The organism is Candidatus Tisiphia endosymbiont of Nemotelus uliginosus (assembly GCF_964264835.1).
In the GTDB taxonomy this organism is placed as follows: Bacteria; Pseudomonadota; Alphaproteobacteria; order Rickettsiales; family Rickettsiaceae; genus Tisiphia.
Genome location: NZ_OZ183485.1, coordinates 735,498 through 753,984 on the forward strand (window position 1 = coordinate 735,498; position 18,487 = coordinate 753,984).

Below are 18,487 nucleotides of genomic sequence, written 5' to 3' on the forward strand. Positions count from 1 at the left end.
CGAATACTAATTATTTATGTTTGTCGTACTTTCTCATGATCTTCTGCTCCTCACGTACTAGTATACTCGGTGAACTTCAAGAATTGGCATCGTCGTTGTTCAAGTTCTCAGATGCTCACGTACATAAGTACGCTGCGCTCTGAGACTTGAACACTCCTTGCTCTTCTTGAAGTTGACCTTCGTCTACCAACTTTTCATCTGCGAGCAGTATATGTACGCGGAGGCAGACGCCGCTCGTACTCCTAGTGCTAATTTAGTTTTGGAAAATGGTATGATATGAATATAGAGTATAATATTTTGTTTTAAATGCCAATAGTTAACTTATGTTAAGTGTAGTCCCTGTCATATCTATAATATTACCTACAGACAAAAATCCTGCCATATAGGGATTTATCTCATACTGTTCTACGTTATCATGACATTTTATATCTTTATAATAGGCGAAGAGTTTATTGGCAAACTCTTTATCACGGTCCTTTAGCAGAGTATAGAAATCTTTAAATTGAGTGATAGCAGTGGCCGTTGCAAGAACATTATGGTTATTAGTTAAATCCATAATATATTTTATTTCTTTAGCTATTTGCAAGTGTTTTTTGGTTGCATTGCTGAGATTGGAATGTAATAAAGCTTGGTCGCGGACAAGGTTTTGGTCTGCTCCATATTCTAAAAGTATTCGAACTATTGTTTCTTTGTGTTCTACGGTTTGTAGGGCCAATTCTATAGGCATTATTACGTTCGCCTTACAAATGATAGGTAGTGTGATATTAGGTATTAAGTCGAGTAGCAACATCACAGTACTAATCACTGCTGAGGCATTAAGTAATATAATATTGTTAATAGTAATCAGAGATTTTATATTACTATCACCACCTATATAATGTGTTATTACGGCAATATCATACAATGCAATGATGGCGACATATAGTTGGGTAATGTTCTGAAGCGCCGATGTTAGTGAAGGGCTGTTTGCTTTATTGGCGATAGCCCCATTATCTAGCAATGCTTGAATATAGAGAGGGCTTTGCTGTGCTATTGCGAGTTGTAGAGGAGTAACCCCACGAAGAAACTGAGTGCCAGGAGGGATGGTAATACTGTGATCGGTGATAATTTGATTAGGATCAGCCCCGTTTACGATATGTGAGACCATATCTGTTACATCATCTTTGTTAATAATGGATTGTAGCAGCTTGGCCTCTAACTTTTTTTTCGCTCTTAGGTTGCACCAATAATGTTTTAAATAACCCCACATACATCTAATAGTTTTTACTTTATTGATAATATAGTAAAGTAACCACAAGTTGTTGTCTAGCAAAAAATTTTGTTAACACAAGCTAGGAAAACAACCTATCTAGAGCTAAATTTGCACTTCTGACTTTATAGTAAAATGCTCGCCTATTACCTCAGTATCTTGGAATTTTTCTGTATTATAGGGTTCTGATGTGTAATTTGCGAATACTTTTTGAGCAAAATCTTTATTCTCTTCCACTAAATTGTTATGGTGAAGATAACGTTGAAATATAATATTAGTAGCATTTTTGTTATCAGATAATAAGTCAGTAATAAGTGCTATTTGTTTAGCTATCTTTAAGTGGTGCTTAGTAGTTTCGGTGGCATGGGATTGTAATAATATAGGGTCTACCAGATCTTGCTGCGCTCCATTTTCAAGGAGTAATTTTATTAGCTCTTTATTATTCTCTACACGTGCCGCTAATCCTAGAGGAGTAGTTGATGTGTTCTTCTGTAGAATAAGAAGGTCCACGAAATATTTTGCTCCTATATTTCCCACTTCTTTCATCAGATCCCAATTGCGGTATAGAAAAATGTTGTAGTACAAGTTATAATATTCCTTCATACTATCAATATTAGCGCCATATTTTGCTAGTACTTGAATGGCTGGAGAATTGTTCCAAAGTACTGCTACATGCATAGGGGTAAAACCGAAAGTAGTATAATATTGACTTAACACAGTTTCTTTAGTAAAAGGAGTATTTTGTTCAGTAATCGTACAATTAGGATTTGCGCCTTCCTGGCTAAGCCTGTTAGTTAGAGTGCCTTCATCTTCGCGCTGTATTATACCCTTTAGTAGCATCATATCTGTAAAATCTTGTATATCTTGATTATATTGAGTAGTTGGGTCAGATCTAAAAAATTTTTTAATAAATTCAAGCATGTCAGTAATTACCTTTAATTAATATTGATGTAATGCAGAATAATACAGTAATTATACGCTATTGTCCAACAAAATCATTAATAAAAAAGTAATTTATTAATGATTAATTAATAATTGAGTTACTCCTTCTGTATTGCAAATATATGAGAGCTAACTAACATTGCCTATAATATTGGTATGGGCTGAAATTATCACAAAATACTCTCAGCCTCTATATAATTTTTGGGTAAATAAACACCAAGCATAATATAGAATAAAGATAGTAGAGGCAGTAAAGATGGAAAATAAAAAGTTTTGTGGGTTAGTAGGATCATAAGATATATAGGAAGACAAAGCTCCTGAATACATCCCAAGAGCGCACATAGTAAAATATATCATTAAGACAATGCGATAGTCCTGATTACTAAATTTGTCGGATAATATTAATATATTACCCAGGAAGATAGACCAGAGGCACAGGCCAATAAGTGAAAGTAATATTATATTCCATACTAAATTTGTGCCATAGCTTGGTAACAGAATAAAACTAGCTATTAATATGCTAATTAATATAAAATTCATTAAGTATTTATTAATAAACTTAAAAGTGAGAATGATAGGGGCAATAAAGAGTAAGATAGTGAGAAATATGTAGTAGATAATAGACCATATATTTGAGATAGGAAATTGATTAAGTTTAGCAAACCCTTCATAATACCATAATATGGCAAAGACAATGTAAGTTACCATAAAGCCTGTTAAGATCTGTAGTTCTATATTTTCCATTAAAAAGGAAAATTTTGAAATCATATGTGTTTTATGAATAATATTGCTTTTGGGCAAACAAGTTATAATAATTAACATATAAAATGTCACACATATTAATAAGGCATTTATATGGGTTGTTAAGAAGGGCCTTAATAAATAAACTAAAAAATATCCCGCTATCCACAATAGGGAAAAAATGATAAGAGCAAGGTGTTTATTCTCTGACTCCTCTAAAATATGTATTATAGTAATAGTGACGTAAGTATAATATGCTATCGATATTATGATACCGTGGAATTTAAGTATTGTATAATCCTGTACTAGCATCATATTAGTCATGCCAATTATGATGATTATTAAGCTGCTAATGGCTAGGCTTCTATATTTGATTTTGTTAATTAAAGTAGTAATGCCTAAGCCAGCTATGATGTAGCCTAGCATTTCGTTTAATTCAAACTTAGCCAATATCGTACTCGTTACGCCTTTACTGCTGAGTACTCGTGGTATTATATGCGCGTTAATATGTGTGGTGCAGGCAAAAAAGAGCACGCCGAGAAATAATAATAACACTCTTGGGAACGGATGATTTTGGCTCATAAATAATTATTTGCTAAACTAAATTACATGGTATATAAATTTTAAGTTATAAGTATTGGTAAGGATATTAATGTTTCTATTATACTAACCTGAATTCTATGTAACAAGTTATACTGCACAAAACTGAAGAATTAGGAACGTAATTTTCATATTTTAATAAAGTTTTAGGGGAAATATGGTAACAGAACTTCAAATGTTACTATAAGTTAGTAATTGCCTTAAATCTTTGGTACTTACCGTATTTATTTTCTCTCCCAATCATTGTAAAACAATTATTAAAGGGGAGCAGGATAAATTAAATAAATTTATTATACATAATGTATTTAGCGCGAATTCTCAGCCTATTGCGTTGAATTATATGGGACAGGATAGTAAGGGGATTAATATAGTGTTTGAAAACCACAATAATCTTGGCACCAATAGTAAGGTTCTGGTGTTGGTATGGTAAAGCATAAGACTGCAGTTGTTTAAGAGAGATAGTGGAGTATGCTTCTTTGCTTTCAAGCATTGTTTTTTCATTTTAGCGGAGAATGAGTGCTGCTTATGTATTAGTGTTACTTCCGCACGTCTAATGCTTAAAATAAAATCCAATTCTTGAGATCAAATGAGTATATTTGAATAAAAAATTCATTAGTTAATATTACATTTTAAAACCTATGGCGATAAATGCAACCTTTTCGATATTAAGTAAGAATATAAAGTATATTAGTAGAAATTTACGAGTAAAAAATTAATGAATAAAAAAATTATAATTGACGCTAATTTTCCTAACGAAACAAGAGCGGTATTATTGAGTCAAAATAACAATATCGAAGATATTGAATATGAAACAGCTACTAAACAACAAAATAAAAGTAATATATATCTTGCTAAAGTTACCAGGGTAGAACCTTCTTTGCAAGCTGCTTTTATAGAATATGGAGCAGATAAAAGTGGCTTTTTGTCTTTTGTAGAAATTCACCCAGATTATTATAATATACCTAATTTTGATGCGAAAATATTATTGCCTATAGAGAACTTACAAGCAATTGCTTTTTCTAATCTTCCTGCTGAGGACCTTGAGGACAATGTTAGAGAAAGGTCATATAACCCCCTTATAGATAGTGAAGAAATTGATTTAAACGCCATAGAGAAATTAGTAGATGAAAAAATCCAAAGTGAATTTAATCTAGAGGTCTTGGATAATGATATTGAAACAATAAGCTCATGGAGCAATAATAAAGAAGCAGAAAATAAGCAAAAACAATATAAAATTCAAGAAGTAATAAAAAAGGGGCAGGTTATACTTGTTCAGGTTACTAAGGAAGAAAGAGGAAATAAAGGAGCCTCATTTACTACTTTTATATCTTTGGCTGGAAAATATTGTGTTTTAATGCCTAATACTCCCTTGCAAAATGGGGTGTCCCGTAAAATATCTAACGTTGACGAACGAAAAAGGCTAAAAAATATTATTAGTAAAGTAACGGCAAATAATAGCAATACTTCAAGCATTATAGTACGTACTGCAGGTGCTGGTTGTACTACCTTAGATATTAAACGAGACTATGATTATTTAGTGAAATTGTGGAATAAAATTCGTGAGATTACTCTTAAATCAGTAGCGCCGTGCTTTATACATGAGGAAGATGGGTTGATTCAAAAAATAATTAGAGATATGTTTGATCATACGGTCAAGGAGATGATAATACAAGGTAGCACCGCATATCAAAATGCTGTGAAGTTTATGAAAGATATTTTACCAACAGAACTTAGCAAGCTTAAAGAATATAAAAGTAAGGTACCAATTTTTACAAAATTTGCTATTGAGGAACAATTAGCTAACTTATACCAACCAGTTTTTGCGTTACCTTCTGGGGGATATATAGTAATCAATCCTACCGAAGCGCTAATTTCAATAGATGTGAACTCTGGTAAGGCTACCTCAGAAAAAAATATTGAAGAAACAGCACTAAAGACTAATTTAGAAGCAGCACGAGAAATTGCTCGTCAAGTAAAATTAAGAGATTTATCTGGCCTATTAGTAATTGATTTTATCGATATGTACGATACTAGAAATCGGAGAATTATCGAGAGATCTTTCCGGGAATTTTTAAGTCGTGATCGGGCACGAATTCAAACTGCTAATATTAGTCAGTTTGGGTTGCTGGAAATGTCGCGTCAAAGGCTTAGACCTTCCTTTCTAGAGTCCAATTCTTCAATTTGTTCATATTGTAATGGTAAAGGGCTGGTAAGAGCTGATGAATCCAATGCAATGTTAATTTTACGGACAGTAGAAAATGAAATCTTTAATGAAGCAGTGGATGTAATCAACGTTTTTGCTAATGTAAGCTCAGTAATTTATTTACTCAATAATAAGCGGTCAGAAATATCTTTCATTGAACAGAAATATAGTTTAAAACTAAACTTTCAGGTTGATCCTACTGCTACTTCCGATAATTATTCAATTGAAAAAATAAAATTACCGAAAAAAGTTAGTAATGTAGTAGTGAATAATAAACCGTTAATTCAAAATCCTTCGGCGAATTACCAAGAAGAAAAAAATAGTAAAGTGGGAGCTAATCACAATAAACAAAAATGGAAAGTATCAGGTAATAAAGCGGAAATAGGGGGAGAGATAAATCAGGAGATAATAGTAAAAGATCATGAAGAAACTGGCAATTCTAAACCAGGAAAGGGGAAAATTGGGTCCGTAAAGGAAACGGGCAATGGGGGTATTGTGCAAGGCAATAAGGCAGGGGGGAGCGATGATAAGCTACCCAGTCGAGAAGCCTTACATCCTAATGTTATTTTGCAGCCACCAAAGACGATAATAGAGTTACCTTTAGATAGCCCCATAAATCCAAGCCAAATGGCTACTGGGATTAATGAGCAGCTAGTAAGTAAGAAAGATATGGTGAAGCAACAAAAAACTGCTGAGAAAGAAAATGAGCTGCAACCGGCTGCGCCACTAAAAGATAATGCTAATAATTCGGAATCCTCATCCCCCCCGAAAAATGCTAAGAAAACATATTCTCGTCCAAGAGCGCGTAATAAGCATAAACTCGATAGAAAAAATGATACCCCAATTTCAAATCAGGAAATAATAGGAGGAAGTTAGAGTGAATTATCTTTCCTGTTTACAAGACGTCCTGCATATAGTTCAAAAAAGTTCTCGGGATTTTGAAGAAAACAACGAAGCCGAGCCAAGCTGTGTACCTAAACGATTGTTACTCGGCGGAAAGCAAGGGTTGACAACCAAATCACCAATTAGATTGACTAGTGCAGGAAGTCTAAAAAATCTCTTATTCGTACTACAGTGTTTATTGTTATTGTCATCTTGTAATTTAAGGGCAGTATATAATCAATCTAGTTCTCCAGCTATTAATCAATTAAATGCTATTACAATCCAGGATATTAATTCGGTGGCGGGAACAGAGCTTGTCTATCATTTATCTTCTCTACTGCCTAGGAAGCATGGAGTTAAAGTTAAATATATATTAAACATAGAATTTTCTAATAATAAATCCCCTTCTATATTACAAAAAAATTCTGACTCTTTAAGAGAAATAGTCGATCAAGTTGTACGCTATAAACTAATTGATATACAAACCAATAGAACAGTAACAGAGGGAAAATTTAATCATATCACAACTTATAGGGTAGATTCTGCAGTTTATAGTAGCTATACATTAGGTGAATTAGGAGTAGAGGAGCTTACTAAACGAGCAGCAGAAGAAATTATCAGTCGATTAATTTTATATTTCGAAAGTATAGGATAAAGATCAAATTATCAATATGAAGTTTTATCTATTGCAAATTATTGCTCTATTTAAGCAAATTGAGAGTCAACACATTAAAGCGCTACTACTTTATGGACCGGATAAGGGTTATATAGACAAAATCACTAACACGTTGATTAAAAAATTTAATTTACTTAAAACTTCTATTGAATATTCAGAGCTTAAAAACTCTTCCCTTAAGATATTAGCAAATACCCAAAATTTTTTCATGCAAAAGCAATTAATTAAAGTAAGATCTGTTGGGGAATCTATCGATAAATTGGTAAAGCTTGCTCTTACGAGTGAATTAGGACATTTTGTAGTGTTCATAGCTGATGAATTATCTGCTCACGCTCCTATTAGGAAATTTTTTGAAACAGAAAATCATTTAGCCTGTTTAGCGTGTTATCATGATGGGGAACAAAAAATTGCTAAAATCATTTTACAAAAATTTGCTAAAGCAGGTAAAAATATAGAAGAAGAGGCGGTTAGATATTTAACTGGAATATTAACGGGAGATCATCAGCTCATATTGAATGAAATTGATAAATTAATATATTTTACTATTGAGAAAGAGCAAGTGACCCTAGAGGATGCACGCTCTGTTATTACCACTGGTTTGGTAGGAAATGGCGATACCTTATGTATCTACTTTGCGTTAAATAACCTGGCCGCTTTTTTGCAAGAATTTATAAAGTTAAAGCAACAAAATATTAATGAAGTATTAATGATTAGAGCCCTAATAAGGTATTATGTCACCTTATATACTTTATTAAATAAAATCGCCGATAAAATGAATATAGAAGAGGCTATCAAGTTCTTATCCCCTCCTATTTTTTATCAAAATATCCCAAGTTTGAAACAAGTGATAAACAAGATTGATATAGTAGAATGTACCAGAATTTTAAAATGTTTACAGCAGGCGGAAGTAGATTATAAGCTTAACCCAGCAGGATTTGATATATATAATCAAGTATATAAACAATGCAATCTATAATACCATTTGCGAAAACTAATCATCTACGTTTGTCGTACTTCATGATCGCTGCTCCTCACGTATACGTCTGTATGCGGAGGTAGCCGACACTCGTACTCCTAGTGCTAATTTAGTTTTGGGAAATGGTATAGCTTGCTTTTAGAATATATTGTTAGTAATAAAAGGATATATTATATGTACCCCATCGTAAGGTTAAGACGTAATAGAAAATCATTCTGGCTTCGAGAATTGATTGCAGAAGCTACTTTAAGTGCACAAGATTTAGTATTAGCCTTATTTGTAGTAGAAGGAGAGAATCAACGGCAAGAAATTGAATCAATGCCAGGAATATATAGATTATCAATTGATCAAGTCATTTTAACTGCTAAAGAGGCATATGAAAATAATATTAAGGCAATAGCTCTTTTTCCTTGCGTTGAGCCACAATTAAAGAATAATGATGCTGATGAAGCATATAATATAGATAATTTAATATGTAGAACTATCAGAAGTATAAAAAATGCTAATATAGATATTGGGATAATATGTGATGTTGCATTGGATCCTTACACCAAGCATGGACATGATGGAGTTATATATAATGGGGATGTAGATAATGATAAAACAGTAAAAGCTTTATGTAAACAAGCATTAATTCTAGCGCAAGCTGGAGCAGATATTGTCGCTCCTTCCGATATGATGGATGGTAGAATTATAGGAATACGCCAGATGCTGGATGCTGAAGGGTTTTATAATGTTAACATATTAGCTTATGCTGCTAAATATGCATCAAGTTTTTATTCTCCTTTTAGAGATGCTTTAAATAATAATAACATTAATTATCTAGATAAAGCGACCTATCAGCTAGATATACGTAATAGTAGAGAAGCTATGTTAGAAATAGAACATGATTTGGCTGAGGGAGCAGATATGATTATAATAAAACCTGGTATGATGTTTTTAGACATTATTCGTGATGCAGCCATGAATTTTAACACTACAATATTTGCTTACCAGGTAAGTGGTGAATATGCTATGCTAAAATTTGCTGCAGAAGCAAAGGCATTAAATTGGCATGCGGCTTTAATAGAGTCCTTAATATGTTTTAAACGCGCTGGGGCTAGTGTAATTTTTACTTATGCCGCCCTTGAAGTAGCAAAAATTTTGTCAACAGGACCTAAGCTGACACTTATAAAATAGAAAATAATAATTTGTGGTAATGACATGAAGCAAGACCTGCCGCGCTCAAGCATGATGATAAAAATAGTGATAATAATAGGGTTGTTAATTACTGTAACCTCCCTATATCTATTATTTACTAGTGAAGTGCCCCAAAAGCCTATCGCCGGAGAAGGGGATATGCATAAAAATGAAGTACAGATAGGGGGCGATTTTGAGTTAATAGATCAAAATGGTAAGGTATTTCATAGTGATAAATTAAAAGGTAAATTTAGCTTAATTTATTTCGGTTTTACTTATTGCCCTGATATTTGTCCTACCTCTTTACAAAAGATAGTTGAAGTTTATACCACTTTACAAAAATATCAAATTAATATTCAATTTGCTTTTATTACTATCGACCCTAAACGTGATACTCCGCACGTCCTTAAGGAATATTTAGCTCATTTTAATCCGCAATTTATTGGTTTAACGGGTGATGAGCAGCAAATCAAGGCAGCAGCAGATATATTTAAAGTATATTATGCAAAAGTACCAGGAGAGGGAGACGATTATATGCTGGATCATTCGTCTTTTCTTTATCTGATGAGTCCGGAAGGAAAATATTTAAAGCATTTTTATTTAAATTCTTCTTCTCAAGAAATTATAGAATATGTTAGGCTATTGTAGTAAACTAATATTAAGAATTTAATTCCTAATAAACTAAAAAGGGGTTTTATGGTGAATCCATTATTAGTAGGTCAGACAAATGAAGTGATAGAAAGTTGGAAAGAATGTATTAACAACGAAACTCAGCTATGCTATATAGATGAACAATGCTATAATCCTGAGGCTGCAGAGACTTTACAGAGTTTAAGGGAACAATTTGTCCTAGCTTTGAACAGAGATGTAGATACAGAAGGCGCAAAGGGTGCAGTTTGGAGTATAAAACAAACAATGAAATGGTACCCAGTGAACGGGTTGGGTTTATATTCTGATGTGAAAAATTTTGTTAAGCAAATAGCGCCGGGTAGGGGAAACATGAGTGGACAGTTAGCGATCATGAATCAGGCTATAGAAGGAAGAATTAAAGAACAAAAACTACAGATATGGTTAAAGGGCACAATTGAAAGATATTGGAGAAAGGATAGATGACAGGAAGGTAAGGGAAAGTAAGGAAGATGTGAAAAACATATTTGACGATTTTCAGGAGTATGTAGGGCGTATTGGGGATTGCGGTAAAGTAGACCTATTATTTGCGAGTAAGATAGAAACTCGAGAGTTCAAAATGGTAGCAAAGGCGTTGAAAGAAATGAAGGATAAGCTAGGACACGCCAAGGATAGAGATGAGAGAAGCAACAGATTAGAGGAGGGGTGCTATCAGATAAAACATATCTGTCAAAATCTACTGCTCGTTTCGCTGGACGGTCCTTTGCATTCTTCCCAAGAAGCTACTCCCAGCACTTCTCAATATGGTTCTCCACCCCCTGTTCAAGACGCTGTTCCCAGTACTTCTCAATATCGTCCTGCACACGCTTCTTTAGTGGATTTGCTGCCCTCTTATGACATAGCATCGAGTGTAGCTGGCTTACCTTCTTACGAGGAAGCTGTACAATACCGATCATCAATAAAACCTATTAATAGGATAGGGCAGGGCTCGATAGCAGGGGCGTCGGATGTGACTTCCACAGGACGTGTCTCTCCAGCTCCGACTCCGCCAGCAACTTCACAGAATAATAGTGGTAGGCCCAGTCCGGCGCGATAAAGATGAAAGTGGCTGTTGTGTATAGCAGGGAGTACTATACCTATAATGCGCAGTATTGCATGATTTCAACAGTAACGGTTTGGGGTGATTATCCTATTAGCAGATGAAATTAAATTTACTAAGGAAATATGGAAAAGCATATAATAGTATCATACCTCTTTGCTCTTGGGCTGCTTGCCACTATGCTAATAAAAAGTGTGTTAGATTATAATAAGATCAGATCTACTAATGCAAAAAAGGGTAAAAGATAGGTTAAAAATTATACTATGTTTTTTAGTATGTAGTAGCCTAGGAGTATATATAATATTATATAATCTTGAAGAGAATATAACATTTTTTTATCCTCCTTCAAAAATTAATGAAACAAAAATGGGTCAGGAATTTAGAGTGGGGGGAATAGTCAAGGCAGGATCAATAGAAAAAAATGCCCCTGATAAAATAATTTTTGTTATTACAGATAATATTAAAGATTTAAAAATATCTTATCAAGGAGTGCTACCTCCTTTATTTCGTGAAAAGCAAGGTATAGTGGCGGTAGGCAAACTAGCAAATAATATGTTTATTGCTAAGGAATTATTAACTAAGCATGATGAAAATTATTCGCCAGTACCACCTCCTATAAGCAATTAATATAACTTTCTTATAGCATTTCCGAAAACTAATCATCTACGTTCGTCGTACTTCATGATCTTCTGCTCCTCACGTACTAGTAGAGGTACGCGGCGGTAGCCACCACTCGTACTCCTAGTGCTAATTTAGTTTTGGAAAATGGTATTATAACAAATTGCGGTTAGTTATAAGAAATATTTTAGGAAACCTGTTCCTAGTAGATAGAGATTATCGTCGGGTAAGGATGGGTTTCCCTCTAAATAATAATGATTATTCTCGCAAGTTGATGGGAGGTCTAGCTCCTGCTGTACCAAAGATGATAAACTACTAAAAAACCCAGTCGCTTTATCGGCGAGGAAGGAGAGGTAGCTTAAGGGCGTTTTAGCAAACCAAGATTCTGCACTGGTAGTTTGCTTATTTTGTACTACTTCTGTCTGCGTCTTTTCTGTAGTCACGCTGGAGTGGGTTGAGGAGCAGTCTACTTCTACTTCTGGTAATGGGTTTATAGGCATAATAGGACTTGCATCCTTAGTTAGATCTGAATGTTCAGACTTAGGAGATAAAGGTGCTTGTTGTACAACAATTTTTTGAGAATTATCGGTCTCTATACTCATATTATGACATTTGTGTTTGGGCAGAGGAGAAGAGGTATTTTGTAGCTTTTCTCTCGTGTCACGCATTATCCATATTAATTTAATATTCTCTCGACTCACTTCTTCAATCTCTAACCACTTATTGATTAGCATTAGTTGATTGTCCTTTGAGCAGATTGTAGGAAGATAATCATCAAAATATTTCTGTAAAGCATGGGTGTTTTTACCAATAGCTTGTAGTTCTGTATAATATTGTATTATTTCGTCACTTGATAACTTTTTATTACTAACATGTAGTGCGGCTATAGCTGGAGGTTGTTGTGTTGTGAGCGATTGGTTTTCGTCCCTCACTATTTCGTCCTGAGCTATATCTTGTAATTCTAAAGTTGTATCAGGAGAGTGGAGCAGCTCACTGGCAGTAGAGTTGGTTTTACTAACTGTACTAAGCATCTCTATATTTTGTTCTTGAGGGTTTATCTCATTTGTCTGGCTATGGTATTCAGTTAATTGTTCAGAGATGTTAATTAACTTTTTAGTAGAAATGGTAAAACGATTTTTAATATAATGGCTGCTATTATCCTGCAGCTTTTTACTGAGCTGGTCTATAATTTGGAGTTTATTATTCTCTAAATATTCCCCATTAAATTCAGCTATTTTGGGGCATAAAATACTTGTAATTTTCTCCACTTGTTTTTGCAGGTGCTCACTTTGTTTTTTATTGAATTTTGTACCTTTAGTTAATTTTGCAGTTGCCGATAAAACTATTGACCTAGCCTCTAAAATGTTATTGATAGTGCTAGCGATTATTTTATTGCTCTCGCTTCTACTAGCTTTATCTGGGTACTTTTCTGCATTAAAAATACCAAAGTTTTGAGACTGATTCTGGCCCCCTGGTATTTTGATTGCAAACTTGTCCAGCACTATGCTATTAATTAATTTTTGTACTGCCGGGGAAGCTTGATAATCTTTTTGTAGCATAGGTATTTGTAAGTCAGCAGGAATTGTGATATAGGGGGCAATTTCAGTACAAATAACTTGCTTCTTAATATCCAGGAGGGGCACTTGCTCAAGTAATCTTGTTTTTAAAGTCCCTACAACCATTTCTTTTATCCCTTGATCAGTGGATAGTTGGCTTCTTATATCTGCTTCAAAACGTTCTATTTGCTTTTTAAAATTATTAAAATATTTTGGATTTATATTATATTTTACTTTTGCTTGTTCCATTGTGGCAGTTAGAGAGCTTATAGTGTTTGTTATACTTTTGACATCTTTATTACTACTTTGCTTTTTAGGGTCAGCATTTAATAAAGTATAGCACATTTGCGCACATTCTTGGTCCTTTAGGGAAATTACCCCATTATTTTTATAGGCTATTCCTGAAAGTTGGATAGCTATAAAACTTTTAATATTAGGTAGCTCTGGCTCCATTTCACTAATGATAAGTTCTGCTTTTTGTTGCTTTTGTAACGTGGTTAATTGATTTGAGGATTGTTTACCACTGAATTGTTTTTTTGGCAATGTATTTCCCTGAACAAGTATCGCTTTGTTGAGGGGCGCAAAATTTTTGCTCATATTCTTATGTCTCCTTAAAATATTAGTAATTTGTAAGTGCAATTGAGATATTAAATATTATCAATGAATAAGATAATTAACAGCACGCTGGCAATTTTACTTTTAGGGCAATTAGGAGGTAATACCTTAGCTTATATTGGTCTAAATAATATTACCATAGAAGAATCGTTTGAAACGAATATATCATTATGTGCATTATCATGATTTTGATATATAAGTCAAATAGTTTTATACTTGATACTGAGTTTTTTTACCACTATATGTTAATATTACATGCATATTAATAATTTAAATTAATAATAATACTTGACTTTGTGCGTGGATTTTTATAAATGTGTTGTCCTTTACAGAAATTTCATAAGTACAAGCTAGAACTTTGGAATAGCTGACTAACCATTTCCTTAAATATAAATCACCAAAATGACCTTAACAAAACAATCTTGTCTCACATTACAATATTTGTAGTCCGTTCTTAACGGTACTAGTTTAACAATTCTTTAAATGAGTAAGCTTTGTCGTAACAAAAGAGTATATCAACATTATTAACTTATTATTTAGGAATCTTATTTATGCGGATATTTAACATCAAATCTATTATCTCTTTATCTTATCTTTCGCAGTTAGCCTTTGCCTGGAATAAGGGGGCTTATGCGGAAAGTCAAAACACTACCAATAGCTTGAGACTAGCTGAACCCGATAATATCCAGCTGGGCAAGGGAAATATGGCATACCCTGTTTTTCTGGATTTGGATGAAGTGGGTAGTCAGTTAAAGCAAGGAACGGCGCATACTACACCAGAATGGTGGAATATTATCAGGACTCAAAAGGCAGAAGCAAAAATAGATATAGAGAAATATTTTGAGCCAGGATTGTTTGAGGAAGGCATAAATAGTGTAGTAATAGGAGAAGATTATTCCGCGCAAAAGATAGCATCTATGCGAGCAGGGGCACCTTCACCTTCTAGCTTTTATACTTACAAAGTAACGCACTCAGTTTTAAAAATGAATATAAAGTTTGAAGGTTTTACTCAAGATGAGATAAGAAAAGTCACGCCTGATATTGACAAAGCTATTGAGGTATTTGACCGCACAATTGGCATATTTCATTCCGAAATGGAATATCACTGTACTCTGCAAAAATGGGATCAACCTCAAGGACATGTGTTAGGACGATACCATCCCCAGGGCATTGATCCCACAAACTCCAAAATTATGAGATGTAAGATGGAGGCGGTAATAGGCAGTGCCACAGAATATGAGGGTAGTACCATTAGGCATGAGATAGCTCATTCGCTGCAATTTTTTAATACGAATGGTAAGGGTATGAGAACATTATTGTGTGAAGGGATAGCGGTATTTATTGAAGACTATGATAATTCTCAGCCTTATTATATCGACTCAACTTCTAATTTATTTAAGAGTAATAAGGCCCTGCAACTTTATAATAAAGATCAAGTGTTGGAAAATGTTCGGGCGCGTTATCAGATGGGGCCAGCTATAATAAAGCAAGTGTATGAAGTATCACCAGCTGCCATAAGGAACACTTTAGATTGTATACGCACTCAACCAGAAGAAGCATGTATAAATCAACATTTTAAACCTGCCTTTGATTTAACTCGGTTTAAACAATGGTTAAATAATAATGGCAAAACTTCAGATGCAGTGGAAGAATCGCCTTTGGTTTTTATATGCGATGCGAATAAATCCCAATATAAAATCTTTGCTTGTAGCCCCTGGCTAATATCGCAAGCTGAGCAAGATATTGCTAATCCTAAAGAAATGTATGATACAATTACCGGGGGGTTCCCTTGGCTGAGCCACTATGTTCCAGCTGATAGTAGTACTATATTATATGATGGCTCCTACAAGCTCTCATACCATCCTGCCGGAGGTGCATCTTTTACTGAGTTTCACAGTACAGGTAAGAGCACAACATATAATTGTCCTTCCTCTTGGTCATCATGGCTTTTAACCAATATACAGTCGATACATGATAGTATCAATAATGCTGCGGATTGCCATTCTATCCAAAGTACAAGTCAATATATTATCGATAGTATGCGCCAAGCTTGTACTCAAGGTGATATAATAACTTCTGATAATCCTACTGCACCTATTACAAGTTCATCCCATATAAATACGTTGCTATTGCAATGCGATACTGTTAAGGCACATTGTATAGTTGTAGACTGTAATGCCCCTAAGGATTATAACGCTAGAGCACAATGTCAACGCCAATCACAATCAATTAATCATAATAATAAGGATGGTAAACATGTTGACGTTACTATCTTTACAGATAATAAGCCTGGCGTGCTCTTTCAGTGTACTGACGGATGGGCGGAGTGGGTGATAAAGGAAACGGAGCAGGATAAAGTAAATATTCAGATTGCTACTAAACATATACCGCTTGGTTGTAGTAGTACTATACCTACCTATTCAGGACCATCCGCTAATCAACCGGAGCTGGGTGGCAATGATACAGATACTGCTAGTATTGTGCTGCGAATAGTAGGTATTACAGGGGGCTTAACAGTTACAACGCTAGGAGCAATAGCCGGCATATTGTTATATAAAAAATACTTTCTTGCACACAAGAAAAGCCCAGCAGATCTAGAGCAAGCAATCCCTAAGCCCGAAATTTCAAATCCTAAGTTTGGTAGTTCCACTAACCCATCTCTTGATCAATATCCAATCATTAAGGTGGAGTATAATCATATTCCCGAGCAAGCGAAGGCTCGGCCTACTGTTCCCCCTAAGCCAAAGATACCAGCATCCTTGTTAGAGAAAGCTAGCAAATCTCTTTTATCATCTGATATAGAATTACAAGACTCTATGCTAGTGTCTTCTTCAACATTGAGTGAGAATCAGTATGAGCCAATAAATCATCCATTGCTCTATGCTCCAATCCATTCTGGACATCAATATATTGCTTCTCTGACTCCCGCAGCTAATATGCAACCGCTGTTAGGTGTAGATAGCGATTAAATCCTTTAGTTTTGTGTGCCTCATCTCCTTTAAATTCCTGACTTAAAGCGAGCTCTAAAAGAAGTCTATTATTTTACTAACCAATTCTGGATCAGCATCACTATTCTGACTCAGAATTGGTTCTATTGAATTTAAGTGTTAAGATATATTATAAAAAAACCTTGCTAAATTTAAAAATTACGTTAAAAATGTTAAATTAATTTTTAAATAATAAATAATCAATAATATGGCACCCTCTGTTGTATCCAAAATCCTGACTATTATATATAACTCAGATGTTAATAAATATTTCAGTTATCTGTGTAGCGCTAAGTTAGAAAATAGTATTTATAACCTTTTTAAGTCATCTCACTTGATATGGAAAAAAAATTGTGACTTAGTAAAGGAACCTATTAAAATGACCTGTAATAATGTTACTGAACCTTTATACAATAAGCTAATAATTTCATTAAAAAGTGGATTAGTGACTACCCTTACTTGTGAAAATCTTGAAGATGATGATAATAGAGTTTATAGCCTGAAATCTTCCTGGTTAAATAATCACATTGAGTATCAAGATCACTGTTCACCGGAGTGGACCAGTTGGATTACTGATACAATATCTTATGTTGTGAATAATTATATTTATCCAAATTACTACTCCAGTTCGTCTTATACTGCTAATATAACTAGCCTTATTGAAGATAATATTTTAAGCCCACTTTATCGAAATTGTTTAAATAAGAATTTAGACCAAGATGTCTTAATTGGTGATAGTACTGATAGGCGAAGTATTCAGGACCAATCTCCTTATGGCTATTCGGGGCTAGAGATAAGTATTATGGCAGGAAGTATTATTGGTAGCGTTGTCCTTGGGGGTATTGTGCTCAAAACATTATATAATAAATATTCAGTTAAGGAGTGTAATATAGTGAATGCTCATAGCCCAGAGATATTAGAGGATGGCGGTCCTTCCTACTCTACACAAGAAACACAACTAATAGGTTATTGTGGGAATGTAGGAGCAGTAAGAGAGTTATTTCAGGGCAACATCGCCTCTGGTAGTATACCCTCTGCTAGAAGATCACTAAGTATTAATAGTAATATAGAAGTTGTCAACCCTCAGATAGATGAGGAAATAGATAATTTTTCTTTCTCTTCTTCGTTACTAGGCACGGAAAACTCATGGGAAGTTGCTAGTTTTGCCATCTCGATTCCTTAAACAATTTTATAGGATGCCTATAATTTGTTCTTTTCATATTCAATAGACTTCTTTCGAAACTCTACTGGCGATGGTAATTTGGACAGTGAATCTAGGCTCAAGGCCTCACTACTACTGCCGTACGCTGCGGCCCTACGCTCCGAGTCTTCTTCAAATTCCCTACCAGAAGCGAGTTCTAAAAGAAGTCTAATATAAATTTTCAAACATTATCTATTTAATAAGTATTTAATAATTAAAATAGTTTGACTTCATTATTAAAGAATAGTACCTTTAAGTTGTATTAGATACTTATTATCCCATTAAAAGTATTAGCTCTTATATTATATCACAGATTATAGTGAATTGATGTGCAGG

At 34.2% G+C, this 18,487-nt stretch carries 15 protein-coding genes and 1 pseudogene; 11 read left to right on the top strand and 5 right to left on the bottom strand.

The genetic code is table 11. The features are described 5' to 3' along the window. Nucleotides 1–316: 316 nt before the first annotated feature. From ACFELV_RS03255 to ACFELV_RS03265, 3 genes are all read right to left on the bottom strand, one after another. Complete coding sequence (locus ACFELV_RS03255; protein ID WP_375326724.1) at nt 317–1,249, bottom strand: hypothetical protein; 933 nt, start codon at nt 1,247–1,249, stop codon at nt 317–319. 105 nt (nt 1,250–1,354) lie between these two features. Continuing rightward, nucleotides 1,355–2,170, bottom strand: a complete 816-nt coding sequence (locus tag ACFELV_RS03260; RefSeq protein WP_375326725.1) for a hypothetical protein — start codon at nt 2,168–2,170, stop codon at nt 1,355–1,357. Nucleotides 2,171–2,374: 204 nt separating this feature from the next. Beyond that, nucleotides 2,375–3,514: a hypothetical protein gene (locus ACFELV_RS03265; protein ID WP_375326726.1), complete on the bottom strand. Its 1,140-nt coding sequence runs from the start codon at nt 3,512–3,514 to the stop codon at nt 2,375–2,377. Nucleotides 3,515–4,247: 733 nt separating this feature from the next. Here ACFELV_RS03265 and ACFELV_RS03270 point away from each other — a divergent pair. The 8 genes and pseudogenes from ACFELV_RS03270 to ccmE all read left to right on the top strand — a co-directional run. Beyond that, nucleotides 4,248–6,140: pseudogene (locus ACFELV_RS03270) on the top strand (Rne/Rng family ribonuclease); the annotation flags it as partial. A gap of 601 nt (nt 6,141–6,741) precedes the next feature. Next, the gene (locus ACFELV_RS03275) at nt 6,742–7,272 is read left to right on the top strand and encodes a hypothetical protein (RefSeq protein WP_375326727.1); all 531 of its coding nucleotides are present in this window, start codon (nt 6,742–6,744) and stop codon (nt 7,270–7,272) included. Between the two features lie 16 nt (nt 7,273–7,288). Beyond that, the gene (holA, locus tag ACFELV_RS03280) at nt 7,289–8,269 is read left to right on the top strand and encodes a DNA polymerase III subunit delta (RefSeq protein WP_375326728.1); all 981 of its coding nucleotides are present in this window, start codon (nt 7,289–7,291) and stop codon (nt 8,267–8,269) included. 174 nt (nt 8,270–8,443) lie between these two features. Next, nucleotides 8,444–9,448 (top strand): porphobilinogen synthase, encoded by a 1,005-nt coding sequence (hemB, locus tag ACFELV_RS03285; protein ID WP_375326729.1) that lies wholly within the window; start codon nt 8,444–8,446, stop codon nt 9,446–9,448. Nucleotides 9,449–9,484: 36 nt separating this feature from the next. Next, nucleotides 9,485–10,096 (top strand): SCO family protein, encoded by a 612-nt coding sequence (locus ACFELV_RS03290; RefSeq protein WP_375327499.1) that lies wholly within the window; start codon nt 9,485–9,487, stop codon nt 10,094–10,096. Between the two features lie 48 nt (nt 10,097–10,144). Next, nucleotides 10,145–10,561: a hypothetical protein gene (locus ACFELV_RS03295; protein ID WP_375326730.1), complete on the top strand. Its 417-nt coding sequence runs from the start codon at nt 10,145–10,147 to the stop codon at nt 10,559–10,561. Further along, complete coding sequence (locus ACFELV_RS03300) at nt 10,533–11,171, top strand: hypothetical protein (RefSeq protein WP_375326731.1); 639 nt, start codon at nt 10,533–10,535, stop codon at nt 11,169–11,171. Before ACFELV_RS03295 ends, ACFELV_RS03300 begins: the two co-directional genes overlap by 29 nt. 228 nt (nt 11,172–11,399) lie before the next feature. Further along, nucleotides 11,400–11,801 (top strand): cytochrome c maturation protein CcmE, encoded by a 402-nt coding sequence (gene ccmE, locus ACFELV_RS03305; protein ID WP_375326732.1) that lies wholly within the window; start codon nt 11,400–11,402, stop codon nt 11,799–11,801. A 164-nt stretch (nt 11,802–11,965) separates the two neighbouring features. Here ccmE and ACFELV_RS03310 read toward each other — a convergent pair whose 3' ends face one another. Further along, nucleotides 11,966–13,945 (bottom strand): hypothetical protein, encoded by a 1,980-nt coding sequence (locus ACFELV_RS03310; RefSeq protein WP_375326733.1) that lies wholly within the window; start codon nt 13,943–13,945, stop codon nt 11,966–11,968. A 63-nt stretch (nt 13,946–14,008) separates the two neighbouring features. Between ACFELV_RS03310 and ACFELV_RS03315 the strand changes: the two genes are divergently transcribed. From ACFELV_RS03315 to ACFELV_RS03325, 3 genes are all read left to right on the top strand, one after another. Continuing rightward, entirely contained in the window at nt 14,009–14,149 is a 141-nt protein-coding gene (locus ACFELV_RS03315; RefSeq protein ID WP_375326734.1) for a hypothetical protein, read from the top strand. A 365-nt stretch (nt 14,150–14,514) separates the two neighbouring features. After that, entirely contained in the window at nt 14,515–16,932 is a 2,418-nt protein-coding gene (locus ACFELV_RS03320; RefSeq protein ID WP_375326735.1) for a hypothetical protein, read from the top strand. A 397-nt stretch (nt 16,933–17,329) separates the two neighbouring features. Beyond that, the gene (locus ACFELV_RS03325) at nt 17,330–18,133 is read left to right on the top strand and encodes a hypothetical protein (protein WP_375326736.1); all 804 of its coding nucleotides are present in this window, start codon (nt 17,330–17,332) and stop codon (nt 18,131–18,133) included. 17 nt (nt 18,134–18,150) lie between these two features. On the opposite strand, the gene ACFELV_RS03330 is transcribed toward ACFELV_RS03325, so the two are convergent. Continuing rightward, the gene (locus ACFELV_RS03330) at nt 18,151–18,336 is read right to left on the bottom strand and encodes a hypothetical protein (protein ID WP_375326737.1); all 186 of its coding nucleotides are present in this window, start codon (nt 18,334–18,336) and stop codon (nt 18,151–18,153) included. Nucleotides 18,337–18,487: the final 151 nt, after the last annotated feature.